The 17566-nt window shown below is 64.3% G+C and carries 21 protein-coding genes; 11 read left to right on the top strand and 10 right to left on the bottom strand.

Going from position 1 to position 17566, the window contains the following annotated elements; translation table 11 throughout:
• The first annotated feature begins 305 nt into the window (after positions 1 to 305).
• From A3E1_RS0105620 to A3E1_RS0105585, 8 genes are read left to right on the top strand one after another with little or no spacing between them, the layout of a single operon-like run.
• Positions 306 to 1184, top strand: coding sequence for a methyltransferase domain-containing protein (locus A3E1_RS0105620; protein WP_020519768.1), 879 nt, complete (start codon positions 306 to 308; stop codon positions 1182 to 1184).
• A complete protein-coding gene (locus A3E1_RS39090; RefSeq protein ID WP_020519767.1) occupies positions 1181 to 1438 on the top strand; it encodes a hypothetical protein in 258 nt (85 codons plus the stop codon). Before A3E1_RS0105620 ends, A3E1_RS39090 begins: the two co-directional genes overlap by 4 nt.
• Positions 1435 to 2589 (top strand): glycosyltransferase, encoded by a 1155-nt coding sequence (locus A3E1_RS0105610; protein WP_020519766.1) that lies wholly within the window; start codon positions 1435 to 1437, stop codon positions 2587 to 2589. The genes A3E1_RS39090 and A3E1_RS0105610 overlap by 4 nt, the downstream gene beginning before the upstream one ends.
• A 17-nt stretch (positions 2590 to 2606) precedes the next feature.
• The gene (locus A3E1_RS0105605) at positions 2607 to 3371 is read left to right on the top strand and encodes an ABC transporter permease (protein WP_020519765.1); all 765 of its coding nucleotides are present in this window, start codon (positions 2607 to 2609) and stop codon (positions 3369 to 3371) included.
• 18 nt (positions 3372 to 3389) lie between these two features.
• The gene (locus A3E1_RS0105600) at positions 3390 to 4346 is read left to right on the top strand and encodes a daunorubicin resistance protein DrrA family ABC transporter ATP-binding protein (protein WP_020519764.1); all 957 of its coding nucleotides are present in this window, start codon (positions 3390 to 3392) and stop codon (positions 4344 to 4346) included.
• A 6-nt stretch (positions 4347 to 4352) separates the two neighbouring features.
• Positions 4353 to 5276, top strand: a complete 924-nt coding sequence (locus A3E1_RS0105595) for an alpha/beta hydrolase (protein ID WP_026208121.1) — start codon at positions 4353 to 4355, stop codon at positions 5274 to 5276.
• The gene (locus A3E1_RS0105590; RefSeq protein ID WP_020519762.1) at positions 5266 to 6303 is read left to right on the top strand and encodes an alpha-hydroxy acid oxidase; all 1038 of its coding nucleotides are present in this window, start codon (positions 5266 to 5268) and stop codon (positions 6301 to 6303) included. The genes A3E1_RS0105595 and A3E1_RS0105590 overlap by 11 nt, the downstream gene beginning before the upstream one ends.
• Complete coding sequence (locus tag A3E1_RS0105585) at positions 6290 to 7585, top strand: aminotransferase-like domain-containing protein (RefSeq protein WP_040390340.1); 1296 nt, start codon at positions 6290 to 6292, stop codon at positions 7583 to 7585. Before A3E1_RS0105590 ends, A3E1_RS0105585 begins: the two co-directional genes overlap by 14 nt.
• On the opposite strand, the gene A3E1_RS48790 is transcribed toward A3E1_RS0105585, so the two are convergent.
• The 6 genes from A3E1_RS48790 to A3E1_RS0105555 form a co-directional block, all read right to left on the bottom strand.
• Positions 7514 to 8749, bottom strand: a complete 1236-nt coding sequence (locus A3E1_RS48790; protein WP_020519760.1) for an FAD/NAD(P)-dependent oxidoreductase — start codon at positions 8747 to 8749, stop codon at positions 7514 to 7516. The genes A3E1_RS0105585 and A3E1_RS48790 overlap by 72 nt on opposite strands.
• Positions 8739 to 8945 (bottom strand): 2Fe-2S iron-sulfur cluster-binding protein, encoded by a 207-nt coding sequence (locus A3E1_RS0105575; protein ID WP_020519759.1) that lies wholly within the window; start codon positions 8943 to 8945, stop codon positions 8739 to 8741. The genes A3E1_RS48790 and A3E1_RS0105575 overlap by 11 nt, the downstream gene beginning before the upstream one ends.
• Positions 8946 to 10016 (bottom strand): NAD(P)/FAD-dependent oxidoreductase, encoded by a 1071-nt coding sequence (locus tag A3E1_RS0105570; RefSeq protein WP_020519758.1) that lies wholly within the window; start codon positions 10014 to 10016, stop codon positions 8946 to 8948.
• The gene (locus A3E1_RS0105565) at positions 9998 to 11248 is read right to left on the bottom strand and encodes an aminopeptidase P family protein (RefSeq protein WP_407637345.1); all 1251 of its coding nucleotides are present in this window, start codon (positions 11246 to 11248) and stop codon (positions 9998 to 10000) included. Before A3E1_RS0105565 ends, A3E1_RS0105570 begins: the two co-directional genes overlap by 19 nt.
• Positions 11249 to 11304: 56 nt before the next feature.
• Complete coding sequence (locus tag A3E1_RS0105560; protein ID WP_026208120.1) at positions 11305 to 12288, bottom strand: proline racemase family protein; 984 nt, start codon at positions 12286 to 12288, stop codon at positions 11305 to 11307.
• A gap of 79 nt (positions 12289 to 12367) precedes the next feature.
• Positions 12368 to 13222: a dihydrodipicolinate synthase family protein gene (locus tag A3E1_RS0105555; protein ID WP_020519755.1), complete on the bottom strand. Its 855-nt coding sequence runs from the start codon at positions 13220 to 13222 to the stop codon at positions 12368 to 12370.
• Positions 13223 to 13248: 26 nt separating this feature from the next.
• Between A3E1_RS0105555 and A3E1_RS0105550 the strand changes: the two genes are divergently transcribed.
• Positions 13249 to 13896 carry a GntR family transcriptional regulator gene (locus tag A3E1_RS0105550; RefSeq protein WP_245571082.1) on the top strand — a complete coding sequence of 216 codons (648 nt, stop codon included), beginning with the start codon at positions 13249 to 13251 and terminating at the stop codon, positions 13894 to 13896.
• Between the two features lie 48 nt (positions 13897 to 13944).
• Here A3E1_RS0105550 and A3E1_RS0105545 read toward each other — a convergent pair whose 3' ends face one another.
• Together A3E1_RS0105545 and A3E1_RS0105540 are read right to left on the bottom strand one after the other, a co-directional pair.
• Positions 13945 to 14700: a S1 family peptidase gene (locus tag A3E1_RS0105545; RefSeq protein ID WP_020519753.1), complete on the bottom strand. Its 756-nt coding sequence runs from the start codon at positions 14698 to 14700 to the stop codon at positions 13945 to 13947.
• Positions 14701 to 14753: 53 nt separating this feature from the next.
• Complete coding sequence (locus A3E1_RS0105540) at positions 14754 to 14993, bottom strand: hypothetical protein (RefSeq protein WP_020519752.1); 240 nt, start codon at positions 14991 to 14993, stop codon at positions 14754 to 14756.
• A 65-nt stretch (positions 14994 to 15058) separates the two neighbouring features.
• Here A3E1_RS0105540 and A3E1_RS0105535 point away from each other — a divergent pair, with 65 nt between their 5' ends.
• Both A3E1_RS0105535 and A3E1_RS39085 read left to right on the top strand, forming a co-directional pair.
• Positions 15059 to 15526 carry a DUF6928 family protein gene (locus tag A3E1_RS0105535; RefSeq protein ID WP_020519751.1) on the top strand — a complete coding sequence of 156 codons (468 nt, stop codon included), beginning with the start codon at positions 15059 to 15061 and terminating at the stop codon, positions 15524 to 15526.
• The gene (locus A3E1_RS39085; protein WP_020519750.1) at positions 15523 to 16233 is read left to right on the top strand and encodes a spermidine synthase; all 711 of its coding nucleotides are present in this window, start codon (positions 15523 to 15525) and stop codon (positions 16231 to 16233) included. The genes A3E1_RS0105535 and A3E1_RS39085 overlap by 4 nt, the downstream gene beginning before the upstream one ends.
• Here the strand turns inward: A3E1_RS39085 and A3E1_RS0105525 are convergent.
• The gene (locus A3E1_RS0105525; RefSeq protein WP_020519749.1) at positions 16230 to 16718 is read right to left on the bottom strand and encodes a DUF1990 domain-containing protein; all 489 of its coding nucleotides are present in this window, start codon (positions 16716 to 16718) and stop codon (positions 16230 to 16232) included. The genes A3E1_RS39085 and A3E1_RS0105525 overlap by 4 nt on opposite strands.
• Complete coding sequence (locus tag A3E1_RS0105520; protein WP_020519748.1) at positions 16715 to 17494, bottom strand: YndJ family protein; 780 nt, start codon at positions 17492 to 17494, stop codon at positions 16715 to 16717. The genes A3E1_RS0105525 and A3E1_RS0105520 overlap by 4 nt, the downstream gene beginning before the upstream one ends.
• Between the last annotated feature and the right edge of the window lie 72 nt (positions 17495 to 17566).

Here is a 17566-nt window from a genome sequence, read left to right as displayed (position 1 = left end):
CGATTTATAGCGCAACAGATCGGAGCCTCGGCCTCGAAATTGAGCCTACTCAATCAGCACGTTTTTGCAACCATGCATATTCAGCCTTGTAGCTACTCTTTCCTATCGATTCACCGGAGGCCGTGGAAATCCGGAAATTCTATGGCTTACCACTGTTCGCCCGTCCAACCTGGACCCACCTGGGGATTGACAAGCGTTAGCGACGCGGCCATACAATGACCGCGATCCACCAACCCTCACCACGCTATTTCAGCGTATTCTTGTTTATCAATACCCCTCTCAATCCTATTCGGAGATTGAAAACCGTGACAGCCGATGCCAGCTCCGTGCTCAATGCTGCCGTGGAGCGCTACTACGACACGACCCTGGATCTCTATGAAGAGCTATGGGGAGAGCACGTCCACCACGGATTCTGGGATCCGGGCGAGCGGCCACAGGGCGGCGCCGAACGCAAGGAGGCGACCGACCGTCTGGTCCGGGAACTCGTCGCGTTCGCTGGAATCCCTGCTGGATCAAGGGTTCTCGACGTTGGCTGCGGCATTGGCGGTCCGGCCCTCTATTTGGCCGGCGAGCTGGGCTGCACGGTAGAAGGGGTAACCCTGAGCGCCGATCAGGCCAAGCGCGCCAACGAGAAGGCCCGAGAAGCAGGCGTCGCCGAACGTGCAACTTTCATTCAGCAAGACGCCATGACCAACACCTTTCCGGACGAATCGTTCGATGTGGTGTGGGCCCTGGAGAGTCTCATGCACATACCCGATCGGCTAGCTTTCTTTACCGAAATGAAGAGGCTGCTCCGGCCGGGCGGCACCATCGCGATCGCCACGTGGTCACAAAAGGACGGCGAGCTAACCGCCGAGGAAACCAAACTGGTGGATTTGGTACTCAAGCACCAAGTCATGCCAAGCTTTTCCTCGCTCGAAGAGCATGAGCGCCTTGCCGTCGCCGCGGGTTTCGACGCGGTGTCGTTTGTCGACTGGACCGAAAACGTCGCCAACTCCTGGGACCCCGAGTTCGCGATGATCAAGCGGTTCGAGAAGGGCCGGTCCCTGATGATGGACCTCGCCCGGGAACGCGGCGTGGACGTGCTCGGCTTCTTCTACGCAGGCCCCTTGATGCTCAAGGGTTTTGAGACGGGTGTCCTCACCTACGGGGCGGTGCGGGCGACCAAACCGGTGCGGGCGTGACCGAGCTACCCGGCGAGATCGCCATCCTCGTGCAGCAGGTCACCGGTGAATCCGGGATTGGCCCGCAGACACGGCTGGATGGCGATCTGCTGCTGGACAGCATCGAACTGGCGGCGCTGAGCAGGCTGCTACAGGAACGTTATGGCGAGGAAGCCGATCTGCTGCGGCACGTCGCCAGCCTCGACATCGACGAGATTATCAATCTTAGCGTCGCCGGTGTCGCCCGGTTCGTCGAAGAGCGAGAGCAACGGTGAGCCGGTTCCTGTTCGTCTCGCTTCCGCTGACCGGTCACGTCAACCCGATGGCCGCGGTGGCTCACGCCCTGACTGATCGCGGCCATGAGGTCGCCTGGGCGGGTTCTGAGGCGTTTCTGCGTCCGCTGATCGGTGCCGGGCATCCCATCTACCAGATCCCGCTGCGGGCCCACCGGGGTCAGCGTGAGCGCGGGCTGGAGGCCACCAAGTCGCGGTGGGAGGGCTACATCGTCCCGCACGCGAAGGTCACGCAAAAGGGCATTGAAGCTGGCGTTTCCGGCTTCTCCCCCGACGTGCTCGTCGTCGACCAGCACGCGGTGGCTGGAGCCGTGGTCGCGCATAAGAATGGCCTAACGTGGGCGAGCATCGCGCCGACCACGATGGAGCTGACGCGCCCCTTCGCGGCACTGCCCAAAGTAGAGGCCTGGATTCAGGAAAAGCTGGCCGCGATCTGGACGACGGGCGGCATGCCCGGGTCGCCGCCGCATGACTTGCGGTTCTCGCCGCATTTGCTGATCGCGTTCACTAGCACCACGTTGACGGGAAGCGCGCCGCTTCCGGAGAACACCAAACTGGTCGGCCCGGCGATTACCGAACGGCCCAAGGATCCCGCTTTCCCCTGGGACTGGATCGATCCACGCCGCCAGCTCGTCCTCGTGACCGTTGGCACGCTGTCGATGGATCTCGCGGAAAGCTTCTACGGCAAGGTCGTCGAGGCGTTGAAGCCAATGAACGTGCAAGCGATTGTCGTCGCACCCGACGGGGTTATCCCTGACCCGCCTGAGCATGTGCTTGTCCGCTCCCGGGTTCCGGTGCTGGAGCTGATGCCGCGGCTGTCCGTTGTGGTCAGTCATGGCGGGCTGAACACGGTCTGCGAGGCACTGTGGCATGGCGTGCCACTCATCATCGCGCCTATCAAAGGCGATCAGCCCATCAACGCCGAACAGGTCGCGGCGGCGGGCGCCGGAGTGCGCGTCTCCTTTGACCGCGTCTCTTCTGGGCAATTGCACGACACCTTGCTCAAGGTGCTCACCGACCCGGCCTACCGGGCGGCGGCACAACGGGTGAGTGATTCCTTCGCTGACGCTGGCGGGGCAGCGGCTGCGGCGGTCCATTTGGAACAGCTGGCCAGCCAGCAAAACGAAGACTGAGAAAGGAGCAGACCGAAGTGAAGTTATTCCGCGATATCTGGCTGGTCTTCCAGCGTCACATGCTGCTGATGATCCGGACACCGATGCTCGTGATCCTCGGTGTCGCCCAGCCTGTCGTCTACCTCATCCTGTTCGCGCCCTTGCTTAAGGAAGCACTGGCGACGCTGGGAGCGCAGACGACCACCGACGCGTACCGCATGTATGTGCCGGGCATGCTCATCGCCCTGGCGATGGCCACCGGTCTCTACTCCGGATTCAGCCTCCTAGCCGAGCTGTCCTCCGGCGTCATCGAACGATCCCGCGTCACCGCGATCAGCCGGACGGCAATGCTGCTCGGCCGCACGCTGCGCGACGTCGTGGTCATCATCATCCAGTCCATCATCCTGACGATCCTGTCGATCCCACTCGGGCTCATCGTGCAGGTGCTCAATGTGCTTCTGGCCTATCTGATCCTGGCGATGGTCACGCTGTTCACCTCAGCGATTTCCTACGGCATCGCACTCAAGGTCAGCGGCCCGGCGGTGCTCGGCCAGGTCATCAACAACGTGGCGCAACCGCTCATGCTGCTTTCCGGAACGCTGCTGCCGATCGCGCTGGCACCACTGTGGTTGCGCCGGGTCGCGGACTGGAACCCGTTCGCCTGGGCCGTGGATGGTATGCGGTCGCTATTCAAAGGCGACTCTTCCAACCCACACGTGTGGCAGAGCCTCGTCATCGTCACCGTTCTCACGGTGATCGCGATGGCCTGGTCCACCCGCTTGTTCGCGAAGCACGTTAAGTAGCAGGGGCAGGAGCTAGCGATGATCGAGACGAACGGACTAAGCAAGTCCTTCGAAACTAAACGTAAACGCCAGACGGTCAAAGTGGACGCTGTCGTGGATGTCAACCTGAAGGTCGCGGAAGGGGAAATCTTCGGATTCCTCGGTCCCAACGGCGCCGGGAAGACCACCACCTTGCGGATGCTGGCCACCCTGCTGCCACCCGATGGCGGAGAAGCCACCATCGCCGGGTTCAACCTGCGCACCGAGCCGGCCAAAGTCCGCAAGAGCATTGGCTATGTGCAACAGGGGCGCGCGACGTGGGATGACGCCACGGCCCGCGAGGAACTGATCCTCCAGGCCCGGATGTACACGATTGACAAGGCCGAGGCGATGGTCCGGGCCGAGGCGGCTCTGAAAGCCTTTGACCTGACCGAAATCGCCGATCGCCGGTGCAAGACCTATTCCGGTGGGCAGCGGCGCCGGGTGGATGTCGCCATGGGTGTCATTCACCAGCCGAAGGTGCTGTTCCTCGACGAGCCGACAGCGAGCCTCGACCCGCAAAGCCGTGCGCACATGTGGGATGAGGTCCGCCGCCTTCGTGACGAAGGCATGACCATCTTCATCACCACGCACTACCTGGATGAGGCCGACGCCCTGTGCGACCGGATCGCCATCATCGACCACGGATCCATTGTGGCCGAAGGAACCCCGGCCGATCTCAAGCGCGAGATCTCCGGCGACGTCGTCACGATCGGGGTGCCGGAGTCGGCCGCCAAGGCGGAGGAAGTGCTTAAGGGACAGAAGGTCGTCAAGTCGGTCGAAGCGCGCGGCGACAGCGAGCTTCGCCTCTCGGTCGACACCGGCGAAACGGCGATCCCGCTGATTATGAAGACGCTGTCCGATGGTGGAATCTCTTTGACGACAATCGAGTTGCACCGTCCGACGCTCGATGACGTCTTCCTGACCAAGACCGGCCGGTCTCTTCGCGAAAGCTGAGCGAAAATGCCATTACACCCGCAGGTTCAGGCGATGCGTGAGCGGCGCGAACGCGAAGGCGTCGCGCAGCTCTACACGCTGTCGCTCGATCAGGCCCGCGCGAACGACCTCGCCGAGATTCAGGCCGCGGCCGGAACAGGCGAGCCGGTCGCGTCCGTCGAGGACCGGCTCATCCCCGGGCCTGCGGGTGATCTTCCCATTAGGATCTATGCGCCGGGGGTACCAGGTGAGCCCTCCCCTGTGCTGGTCTACTTCTTCGGCGGTGGCTGGACTCTGGGCACCATAGACACCGCTGACGCGGTGTGCCGGCGGCTGGCGAACCAGGCTGGCTGCACCGTGGTCGCGGCGGGCTACCGGCTGGCGCCGGAGAACAAGTTCCCCGCGGCGGTGCACGATTGCTTCGCCGCGGTGAACTGGGTCGTGTCGCATATGGACGCTCCCGCGGTCGCCGTGGGTGGCGATAGCGCGGGCGGAAACCTCGCCGCCGCGGTCACTTTGCTCGCCCGTGACGAAGGCATCCCGCTGTCGGCTCAACTGCTGGTCTACCCCAACACGGATTACCAGTCCGACACCGTGTCCCTGCGTGAAGGTGACGATCCGTTCCTGTTCAACAAGACTTCGGTCGCGTGGTACTGGTCGCACTATCTGGCGGCACCGGAAGATGGGCTCAATCCGCTGGCTTCGCCGTTGCGGGCGGTGACGCTGGAAGGGCTTCCGCCGGCTCTCGTGATCACGGCTGAATACGATCCGTTGCGTGACCAAGCCGAACAATATGCTGACCGTCTCGCCGACTCCGGCGTTGAGGTCAAGCTGTCACGCTATGAAGGCATGATTCACGGTTTCTTTTGCATGGCCGGTGACCTAGCTGCGGGCGCGCAAGCGCAAGCCGAGGCGGCCACTTTCCTAAGGAGACACCTGTTTGCTGCTTGAGGAATTTGCCAGGATCGCGCGGGAACGCCTGAGCGCTGGAGTCTGGGATTTCGTTGAAGGCGGCAGCGGGGCCGAGTTAACGGTCAACGCCAACCGGGAAATCCTTGACGCGGTTCAGCTCAGACCCCGGGTGCTGGTGGACGTGTCCAACTGCGACACCAGCCAGACGTTATTTGGGTCGGTGCTGTCCACTCCCGTGGGCGTGGCACCGACGGCCTATCACCGCATGGTTTTCGACGAGGGCGAGTCAGCGACGGCGCGGGGCGCGGGGGCGTCGGGCGCCTTGTTCACGGTCAGCATCTTCGCCAGCCGCAGCATCGAAGAGATCGCGGCGCAGGCAGCCGGGCCCTTGTGGCTACAGGTCTATTGGCTTAAGCGGCGCGACGTTTTGGCCGAGCTGGCTAAGCGGGCCGAAGCGGCGGGCTACCAGGCGCTGGTGCTCACGGTTGATACACCGCGCATTGGACGGCGCACCCGCGACCTTCGCAACGGGTTCGTCATTCCGCCGCACGTGAATGCGGTCAACCTGGCCACCGAGCTCATGGCCTCGTCGCACACGGATGGCATTTCACGGCATGCCGACCTGACCTTCGATCAGTCCATCACGTGGTCAGACTTGGCTTGGCTCAAGGGCGTCACCGAGCTTCCGTTGCTACTCAAGGGAATCCTGACGGCTGAGGACGCCGTGCTGGCCGTCGAGCACGGGGCAGACGGCATCATCGTGTCCAATCACGGTGGGCGCCAGCTCGATGGCGCAGTACCTTCGTTACAAGCGCTGCCAGAAATCGCGGGCGCCGTGAACTGCCCCGTGCTCCTCGACGGTGGCATTCGGTCGGGGCGCGACATCTACATCGCTTTGGCACGGGGGGCTAAGGCTGTCCTGATTGGCCGGCCCGTTCTGTGGGCACTGGCGGCCGGCGGGGCGGACGGGGTCGCGGATCTGTTCACGGGGCTGACAAGTGAACTGGAGCTGACAATGGCGCTCATGGGCACCCCGACGCTGGGAAAGATCAATGCTGTTACGTAGGGAAGACATGCATCCCTCGGTCAGCGATCCCGAGGCAAGCTCGATGAACTTCCTCAACGAGATCGCCAACCGCTATCCCAACGCCATCTCACTGGCAGCCGGGCGCCCCTATGAGGGATTCTTTGCGGCGCAGGACATTCCGCACTACTTCAGCCGATATTTGGAATATCTCGAAGCGCGCAAGTTCAGCCCGACGCGGATGCTGATGCAGTATGGGCGCACGAACGGGATCATCAACGACCTCATCGCGCAGATGCTCGCCAAGGATGAGGACATCCGCGTACCCAACGAAGCCGTGGCGGTGACGGCAGGCTGCCAGGAGGCGATGGTCATCGTCTTGCGCGGCATCTGTTCCGGTCCCGATGACGTGCTGCTGGCGGCGGAGCCGTGCTATGTCGGCATCACCGGCGCGGCCCGGGTGCTCGGCATCCCGGTCATTCCGGTGCCCGAAGCCGAAGGCCCGCAAGGGGTCGCGCGGGCGGCGAAGGCGGCCCGCGCTGACGGGAAGAACCCGCGGGCGCTCTATCTCGTTCCCGATTTCGCCAACCCTTCCGGTGCTTGCCTTTCGCTCGGGGAACGTCATCAGCTGCTCGCGGTGGCCGAGGCGGAGAATCTGCTGATCCTGGAAGACGATCCCTATGGACTGTTCGGGTTGGACGATCGTCCCCGTCCGCGTTTGAAGTCCCTGGACACGAACAAACAGGTCATCTATCTGGGCTCGTTCGCCAAGTCGGCGTTCCCTGGCGCCCGGGTGGGCTTCTTCGTCGCCGATCAGGAAGTCATTGACACGCAAGGGAACCGGACGCTGCTGGCCGAGGAGCTGTCGGCCATCAAGAGCATGCTGACCGTGAACACCTCGCCGGTCAGTCAGGCCGTTATCGGCGGATTCCTCTTGCAACACGGCTGCAGCCTGCGCGCGGCTAACGCCGACCGGGTCAGTTTCTACCGGGAAAACCTGAACACGTTGCTCAAGGCGCTCGGGGAGCACATGCCCGAGGGCACGACGTGGAACACTCCGGCGGGCGGTTTCTTCGCGACCGTGGACGTGCCAGTGATCGCCGATGTCGCGTTGCTGGAGCGTTCCGCCGCCGACTACGGTGTGCTGTGGACGCCGATGAGTTTCTTCTACACCAAGGGCGCCGGGCAGCACTCGATCCGGCTCTCGTGCAGCTACCTCGAACGCAACGAGGTAACCGAGGGCGTCCGGCGGCTAGCGGCTCTCATCGCCGATCAGCTCGCCGAGCGTGATGGGCTGGGCAATAGGGCGGGTGCCGAAGGCTAGCAAGTCGGGGACGCTCACGCGACGCTGGTGTCGCTGGGACAAGACACACGCCACCGCATAGCCACACGTGCGTCCCTGGCACCAGCCCATGCCCGCGCGCGTCATCAGTTTCACGCCACGGCCGTCGATCGCGGGTGCCGCCTTGACTTCGCCAACGGTAACGCCTTCGCACCGGCACAGGACTGTCTCCTCTGGACAGTCGACCGGTGGCGCCGGGTGCACGCGCTCCAGCACCCCCGCGAAACGCTGCAGCCGATGGCGCCTGCGCCGCAACGCTTTCGGGATGTCTTGCCCGGCACACGCCAGCCCGGCGATCTGGCCTTCCACCCACGCGAGGTCGGAGCCGCCGATCCCGGTCACCTCGCCAGCGGCGAACACGTTGCCGACCGAGGTTTCCTGCCGGTCGTTGACGGACACGACGAGGCTGCCGTCCACGGTGTGCACCGCACAGCCGATCGCCAGCGGCAGCTCGATTTGCGGGGTGAACCCGTAGCTCACCGCGAGCGCGTCGCACTCGATGGTCTCGTGCCGCGTCTGCACTGCCGTCACGTGATCGGTGCCGTGCGCGGCGACGATCGTCCGGCCGCGTTTGTAGGGGATGCGGTGCTTGGCGAGCGTTATGGCGTACCCGCTGGCTTGAAGGGTTTTGGAAAGCGGCGGAACGGCGGTGAGGTAGCCGCGTAGCTTGCTTGACTCCAAGACCGCCTGCACCTTGACTCCGGCGGTGGCGAGCCCGGCCGCGACCGGAAGGAGGAACGGCCCGCTGCCGGCCACGACGACCCGGCTGCCAATGGCGACGCCGTGTTCTTTGAGTAACGCTTGCGCGGCACCGGCCGTCACGACGCCGGGCAACTGCCAGCCCGGGAACGGGACCGACCGGTCGTAGGCCCCTGTGGCCACGATGAGCCGCTCTCCTTGGATCACCGCGGTTTCGGTGTGCACGCGGAATCCGGGTTCCAGGAACCAGATGCGGCTGCCCGGCAGGTAGTCCACACCGGACAGTTCGAAGCGGACCGGTGGCTTGCCTTCGGCGTGGCGCCAGAACTGGCCGCCCGGGCGAGCACCGGCGTCCAGCAGCGCGACCGACATGCCAGCCTCGGCACAGGTTTTGGCGGCTGCTAGCCCGGCTGGCCCGGCGCCGATGACGACGACGTCATACCGCACGGCTAATCACCTGTCCTGGCTCAGCCTGCGTCACACAACCGCGCACCGGCTTGTCACCGATGACGACGAGACAGCCGAAGCACACACCGATGCCGCAGAACACACCGCTGTCACGCTCGCCCGCGCGCACTAGTGCCGCGGTGACGCTCTGCCCGGCTTCAAACGCGATGTCGCGGCCGTTGAAGAGGAATTCCACTCATGCTCCAAACCGCAGGGGTGAAAAGGGGGCTGGATCGACGATCGGCGCCGAACCGGTGATGAGCGATGCCAGCAGCGAGCCGGTCACAGGAGCCAGGCCGACGCCGGCTCCTTCGTGTCCACAGGCGTGATACAGCCACGGTTCGGTCGCGCCAATCGCCGGCAAGTGGTCGGGCATGTAGGGGCGGAAACCCTTGTAGGCCCGGATAACCTGCACGTTCGCGAGCGCTGGGAACAGTTCGACCGCAGAAGCGGCGAGCTGGCGTAACACGGGCAGGGACATGGTGCTGTCGAAACCGACGCGTTCGCGCGACGATCCGATCAGGACGCTGCCAGCCTGGGTGCTCTCCACGACCGGAGACATCTGCAAGTCCGCCTCGGAGCTGCCCACCGCGGCGACGTAGGAAGCGGCGTAAACCTTGTGCCGCACCAGCCCTGGCACCTTCGAGGTCACGAGGATGAAGCCACGCCGGGGCATGACGGGTAGCCCGGTCAGCTCCCCTGCCCAGACACCCATGGCGTTGATGACGACGCCGGTACTAATAACGCCGTCCGTCGTCTCCACCCGCCCGCGAGCTAACCCGGTGACGGTCGTGCCCAGGCGCACCGAAGCCTTGCTGGCACGCAGGAACGCCGCCGCCGCCAGCATCGGCTGCACCTGCATGTCCTGCGGGTAGAACCGCCCACCGGTCACACCCGGCCCCAGATGCGGCTCAACATCATGCGGGGCAACGGCTTGTGACTCCACGCCCGTCTGTGTCGCGGCGAGAGCGTCGAGGGCTTCCTGCTCGGCTGGCGAGGTCGTGACGACCAAGCCGCCCTTGGCTTCCAGCTCCACGTCCGGGAAGTCAAGCTCACGCCACAGCCGGTTCGACCGCACCGCAAGGGAAAGCTCGGGCCCAGGTTCCTTGTCGGACACGAGGATGTTGCCTTCGCCCGCGCCCGTCGTCCCGCCAGCGATCCCGCCCCGGTCGACGACCGTCACCGAGAGTCCTTCGCGGGCAAGATAATAGGCGCAGGCGGCACCAACGATGCCCGCCCCCAGGACGGTTACATCTGGTGCATCCACGACTCAACCTCCGCCGCTGTGCGCGGTAGCTGATCGGACAGGATGCGGTATCCCTCCGCCGTGATGAGAATGTCTTCCTCGATACGGAAACCCATGCCGCGCAACTCGGCCGGGATGAGGCCATCGTCGGGCTGGAAGTAGATTCCCGGCTCGACGGTCAGCACATGGTTCTCAGCGAGGTATCCGTCGAGGTACTCCGATGCGCGCGCCTGACCGCAGTCGTGCACGTCCAGCCCGAGCATGTGTCCCGATCCGCAGAGCGTCCACCGGCGGTACACCCCGGTCTCCAGCGCCTCTTCGGCCGAACACGGCAGGATGCCGAGATCGGCGAGGCCGTGCGCGAAGACCTGCATCGCGGCCCGGTGGAAGTCGCGGTAGGACCGTCCGGGTTTGAGCGTCTCCAGCGCCGCGTCGTTGCCCGCACGGCACAGCTCGTAGAGATCACGCTGCAACGGGGTGAAGTGCCCCGAGATCGGCAGGATCCTTGTCACGTCAGCGGTGTAGAGGTTGCGGTTCTCCGCTCCAGCGTCAAGCAGCAGCAGGTCTCCGTCAGTCAGCGGGCCGTCGTTGTCGATCCAGTGCAGCGTCGCGGCATGCGCTCCGGCCGCTGCGATCGTGTGGTAGCCAACGTCATTGCCTTCCAGGCGGGCCCGTTGCCAGAACACGCCTTCGAGGTGACGCTCGCCTAGCCGCTGCGGCAGGGCACGCACGACGTCTTCGAAGCCGCGGGTCGTGATGGCGACCGCGTCTTCGAGCTGTGCTATCTCCCACGGGTCCTTCACCAGGCGCAGCTCCGCCAGAACCGTTGCCAGATCCGGGTTTTCTGGCTCAGCGCCATCGAAGTCGTCGATGTGGCGGGTTCTGATTCCTAGCCGTTTCGAGGTCTCCCCGAGCGTCGCCCGACGGCCCGCCCACAGCTCGCCGTATTTGCGGTCACGGAAGAACTCACCGTTGTCCCGCGACGACCGCGGCCTGACGTAGAGCGTGGATTCACTGTCGGGCTCGATGACAACGACGCCATCGCTCGACTGATCGCCGGTGAGCCACACGTAGTTGGAGTGCGGCCGGAACCGGTAATTCTGATCGTTGGACCGTTGCTTGAGTTCCCCGGCCCGGATGACGAGCCGTTGTCCGGGAAACGCGTCGGCTAGCTTCTGACGGCGCTGGGCGGCATAGCTCGCGACGTCTTCGATCGCCGGATCGAGCTCGGAATCGAGCCAGCCGTGCCGCATGAATTCCTCTAACTCCGGGGTCACCGGCAGGTCATGCGATCCAGTGTGGAACTTCTTCACAACAGGAATCCTTTGGGGAAAGGGTCTTCTGGGTCTAGGAAATGCTGGGCCGTGCCGGTGACCCATGCCCGGCCGGTGATTTCCGGCAACACCGCTTCAAACCCACCCACCTCTTGGGTACCAGTTAAGCGCCCCGTGAAAGAGGTGCCGATGATGGATTCGTTGGTGAAGCCGGTGTGCAGGGGCAGCTGCCCCCGCGCGTGTAATTGCGCCATGCGGGCCGACGTCCCGGTGCCGCAGGGCGACCGGTCGAACCAGCCGGGGTGGATGGCCATCGCGTGTCTGGAGTAGACAGCGTCAGAACCAGGCGCGGCGAGGTAAACGTGGTGGCACGAATGGATGCCCGGATCAAGGGGATGAACCGGCCGGTCCTTTTCGTTGATCGCCTCCATGATTTCCAGCCCGGCATTGAGCAGTGTCTGCTTCGGACTGGCCAGGTCGAGCCCTAAATCGGCCAGCTCGACGAACGCGAAGAAGTTCCCGCCGAAAGCCATGTCATAACGGATCCCGTTGACTTCCTGATCCAGCGCGTAGGAGAAGGCGGGCACGTTCTGGATCGTCACCGCTTTGGCGGCCCCGTCACGCACTTGCACGCGTGCCGTCACGAGCCCGGCAGGAGTGTCGAGCCGGACCGTCGTGACCGGTTCGGTCACCGCCACCATGCCGGTTTCCACCAAGACGGTGGCGACGCCGATCGTCCCGTGCCCACACATCGGCAGGCACCCGGACACCTCAATGAACAGCACGCCGTAGTCAGCCGAGGGATGGCACGGCGGCTGGAGGATCGCCCCAGACATCGCCGCGTGCCCATGCGGCTCGAACATCAGCCACGTGCGCAGATCGTCAAGGTGTTCCATGAAGTAGAGACGGCGCTCCGCCATGGTCGCGCCCGGGATGACGCCGACGCCCCCGGTCACGACCCGGGTCGGCATGCCTTCGGTGTGGGAGTCCACAACGTGAACAACCCTCTTGCTTCTCACGCCGAACACTCCCTTCGGTCGCGTTCCGCGCGAGGCACTATCTCCCCTGCGATTCTGATTCGCTCGGGCAAGCCCTCGCTCATGCGCAGCCTTCCGCGATGGCGCGTTTGGTCGCTTCGGTCACCGCCGCGGCGGTGAGCTCGTCGAGCGGAAGCCGCGGCGGCCTGCAAGGTCCACCGTATCGGCCGGCGAGGTCCATCGAGAGCTTGATCGCCTGAACGAACTCGGTCTTGGAGTCCCAGCGCAGCAGCGGGTGCAGCAAGCGGTAAAGCTCCTGATCGCGGTTGTGGTAAAGCTCAACGCACGAGCGCGGGAAAGCGTTGGGATATCCCGCGATCCAGCCGACCGCTCCGGCGTGCAGCAGTTCCATAAGCACATCGTCGGCACCAGCGAGCAGATCGAGGCCGGGCGCGAGTTCGCGGATCTGGTAGGCCCGGCGCACGTCGCCGCTGAACTCCTTGACGGCCACGATGAGGCCCTCGTCGAACAGCTTCTGCAGCAACACCGGAGTGAGGTCGACTTTGGTGTCGAACGGGTTGTTGTAAGCGATGATGGGCAGCCCAGCCTTGCTGACCTCCCGGTAGTGGGCCATGATCGCGGCTTCGTCGGCCCGGTAGCCCGTCGGCGGCAGGAGCATGACGGCTTGGCAACCGGCCTGCGCGGCTTGTTCGGCCCACTGCCGCGCCTCATAAGCGCCGTAGGCGGCCACTCCGGGAACGACGGCCTTGGCTCCGGCTTCGATCGCCGCGAGCACGACCGACGTGCGTTCCGCCGGGCTGAGCACCTGATACTCCCCCAGCGACCCGTTGGGCACGACACCGTCGCAGCCCTGCTCGGTCAGCCAGCGGACGTGCTCTTTATACGTGTCAAGATCAGGTTTGTTGTCGCGCCACGGAAGTGCCGTCGCGGTCAGTACGCCATGCCAGGGTCTCATGCTGTAATATGTTACACATTACTGCTATGAAGATAACCCCCCGGATGACACTGCGTGAAGAAGTAGCGCGGTCACTGCGGGCTGGCATCATTTCGGGCAGCCTGCGGCCAGGCGCCGTTTACTCCGCCCCGGTGCTGGCCACGCAATATGGCGTGTCGCTGACCCCGGTCCGTGAGGCGATCCTCGACCTGGCCAAAGAGGGCCTGATCAGCATCGTCAAGAACAAGGGCTTCCGCGTCAGTGGACTGTCCGAAGCGGAGCTAGACCAGGTGACACAGATCCGCACGCTGCTGGAGGTTCCGGTGGTCAGTGCCCTGGCCGGAAACCTCACCCAGGCACAGCTCACCGGCCTGCGGTCTAAAGCTGAAGCGATCGTGAGCGCGGCACAAGCCGCCGACATCCCCACTTATCTGGAAGCGGACGCGGTCTTTCACCGCGAGCTGCTATCCCTTGGGGGCAACCCGATGCTGGTGGATCTCGTGGGCGATCTGCGCAACCGCACCCGGCTCTACGGCCTGGGCACCCTTGTCCACAGTGGACAGCTCGTCGCGTCAGCGGCCGAGCACACCGAGCTGGTTTCCCTTATCGCACAAGGGGACGCCGATGCCGTCGCCGCCTTGATGCGTGAGCATCTCGGTCACGTGCGCACGATCTGGGCCGCGCCCACAAGCTAGAGCTTCGGTCCCGGGCGTCGCACCTGCCCGGGACCGAAGCCTATGGAGTTATACGGGCAGACCGCCAACGGTGGTGTTGATCCAGGGACGGATCGAGGAGAGGTCACCGTAGATGGACGGGCCGGTCGCGCACACGGAGCTGCCGTTGCCTGACCTGCTCGTCGCACCGATCAGGTGCCACCGGTTGTTGATCCGCCGCACCTGCGGGCCACCGGAGTCGCCGTAGCAGGCGCCCGAGTTGCCGTTGGTGTTGTTGGTGCAGATCTCATACGGCCCGTTGATGCCGTAGCAGGCACTGTCGGCCCGGATCGAGGTGTCGAGCTCTTGCGCGATCGTCGGTGCCGAACCGCAGCCACGGGTCGGGCACGTCTGGCCCCACCCGATGATGCGTGTCGCTGTGCCGACCGCACCCGAACTCGTCGGGATCGGAGCCGGAGCGTAGGTCACGTTCGTTCCGAGGCGGAACAACTTCACGTCGATGGACGGGTGGTTGACCACCTGCACGACGCTGACGACGACGCCGCCTGAGGTCCGGTTGACACTGCCGACGCGCACTGTGCTTGGCGAGGGACAATGCTTGGCAGTCACGGCCCAGTTCGCCTTGATCAGTGAGCCGGTGCACCCGGACACATAGACCATGAATGAGTAGTTCTCGGTCGCGGGACGCCCGCCGACAACCATCGTTCCGATGTCGTCAGTGGCTTCTCCCGCATAACCGAACGCTGGCGCGGCCGCGGGCACGCTTAACCCGGCAGCCAAGAAGCCCGCCGTTGCGGCGAGCTTCAGAAAACGGGGGATGTTCATATACGTGAATATAGATAGTCATGAGTCGATTGACTATCTCAAGATTGTGCCAGTTACTCCTCTGCCTCGTCCTCACCCAGTTTCGCCTGGTGAAACATCACCACAGCAAACCCGTGAACAGCCAGGTAGACGACGGCTCCACCGATCAGCATGATTCCCAGCGCGAGCATCCCCAGCGTCATGAAGTTCTCGCCCGGCCCGGCCGACAGCGCAACAGAAATGACGCCAAAGATGCCCATGATCAGAGCACCGTTGAAGAACACGCCACTGATAGCTGGATGCTTTTCCGTCATGATCGGGCAGCGTAGGCCATCAGCGATCGGTTTGCTGTCCCGGCCGTTTAGGGAACAATGCCAGCATGGGATGGAACACGTCGGCGCTATTCGTCAAAGGCGAAGATGGGCTCGCCCTGCTGGAGCCGCACGCCACCGCGACCGGGCAGGCCGTGAGCGGCGACGTCGCCACCTCACGGTTTAGCAACAACGTCTTTTACGTTGCCCAATCAGGACAGTGGCAGCAAATCTGGGATCCGTCCGCGGCGCACGTGTTCAACGCCAAGCCGGGCAAGGACACCCTGACAGCGGTGTTTTCCAGTGTTACCAGCACCTATGGCTTCATCCTGATCGAGGGCGGGAAGCTCACCCGGCAGGTGGTGTTCACCGACGGTGAGCTCACCATCGATGAAGGGCTGCCGCTCGTTTTCGAGGCGACGATTCCGTTGCCCAGCTGGGGGCCAGACGAGGACTGGCTCTGGGCGATCATCGAGCACGTCACCGGCGTGACCTTCGATGTGGACCAAAGTTACGCGGTGTACGCGTATCCGTGAACCGCAGCAGGCGCGGGCCGCCTAGCCAGGCCGAGCAGACCGACTTCGGGATGGCGGAACTGACACCCGATGCGGACCGTCCTGGGTGCTGGACATTGTTCATTGACGGTCAGCCACACTCCCATGTGGACACCTTGCGGCCGCACGTTCTGCATTTCGAATACATGCGGCTGCTGGCGCTTTTCGCTGACCACGTGGCGGCTCCGGGAGTACCGTTGCGTGTCTTGCATCTTGGCGGCGGGGCGATGGCACTGGCCCGCTATGTCGCGGTGACACGGCCTGGTTCGGCACAGCTCGTCATCGAGCACGATGGCGCCCTGACTTCCTTTGTCCGGCGGGTCATTCCGCTGCCACGGCGTGCCAGCATCCGGGTACGCCAGACGACGGTCAGCGAAGCGGTCAAAGTCTTGCCACGCGGGCGATTCGACCTGGTGCTCGCCGACATCCCCGATCTGCGCCCGGAGACGGCCGCTCAGGCTGAGCGCATCCTCGACCCACGCGGCATCTACGCGGCCAATGTGTTGCGGTCAGCGCCCTATCACGAACACGCGATGCAGCGGGCCTTTGGGGCCGTCTGCTCACTGCACTGTGGACACTATGGCAACGTCGTGCTCGCCTCCCGCAAAGAGATCCCGTTGCCGGAACAAGCGATCCGGCAAGCCATCGCCAACCTCGGCCAGCCCGTCAAGCTGACTTTCCGTCCTTAGACCCGCGCCCTGTCCACGATCCGCCGCAGTGCCCTTCCCGCCCGGCGCGCGAATTCCCGTTGCAGCAGTGGCGTTACCGGCGCCAGCGCGTAGGCATACCAACGGGCGGGCCGGCTAAACGACTTGACCTGCAACCACACCCGGTCGTCCGGTTCGTGGGTGAGCAGAAAAGTCTCCTCCCCGTGCAGGTGATGTCCCGGCATCGTCCCGTAGGTGAAGCCCGCTTTCGCTGGAGTGGCTTCACTCCACAGCACGCGGCAGCGCGTGGTGATCCCGAGCAGCTTCACGTAAACGACATCGTCTTCCAGCCGGGCGCCCAGTCCCATCTCCCGGTACATCTCAAACGAAAGCAGCGCCTCCGTGGCCGCGGCCATCGTCTGGCCCCCATAGCCGATGAACGTTTCGTAGCGCAGGTACTGATAGCCTGGTGGCATGGGCTCTACCCGGCTCGCCCCACGCTCGGCATACGTCACGTCTGCTGTCATTGCCCCTCCTTCGCCAAACCTTGCCAGGCCAACATCGCGCACAGGGCGAAGCCCAGCGCGTTAGCGACACCGTGTGTCATCACCATGGCATCCCACGACAAATGCGGCGTGCCAATCGCTTCGCCGAGCGCCCAGATCAGCGCCAGCACCATAGTCAGAACCAGAACGCCGGCCGAAACGTTAAGCAGCCCTTGCCTTTTCGCCTTGGGCCGGACATAGCGCCACGTGAGCCAGCCTGTCAGCCACATTCCGGCCGTCAGCACCGCCGCACCCGCGAGCTCCACAAAGTCATTGCTGAAATAGCCGGCGAACACGATCCCCGTTCCCAGCGGCACCGTCCACGCCGCGACTGTCGCGAGTGGACGGTCAGTCATGCGGCTGACCAGGCCAGCGATCAGCGCCGCCGCGAATCCGGCATAGTGAAAGTGCGCGACGGTCAACACCAGGACATCAAGTTCAAACCCCATCAGCTGGTACTCAGCCCGCTCGGCCACCAGCGAAACGCTTGCCACGACAGGGCTCACGAGCGCCGTGATGATGGCGATCCGCCGCTCGTGAACGGCCCGTGTGGCGACAAGCAGCGTGACCACGAAGTAAACCAGCGCTAGGGCCGCCGCTGCCTGCCCCCGTGGCAGGAAGAGGCTGATCGCTCCCGGCACGGCTCCGGCGAACCACCACCACGGCACCTGCCCGATGAGCCGCAGGCCAAGCGGGATGATCGCCAGCATTCCCAGCGCGACCAGCAGGTTCACCACCGCGTGTGCCCAGATTCCCATCGCCTCTCCCCTGTTCTTGAACGCGTTCAAATACTAAGCCCAAACTTGAACACGTTCAACCCGGGGTGAGAC

The organism is Catelliglobosispora koreensis DSM 44566, from assembly GCF_000379685.1.
Classification (GTDB): Bacteria; Actinomycetota; Actinomycetes; order Mycobacteriales; family Micromonosporaceae; genus Catelliglobosispora; species Catelliglobosispora koreensis.
Note: the sequence above shows the minus strand (reverse complement) of the source record. Positions and strands in the feature narration are given on the sequence as shown.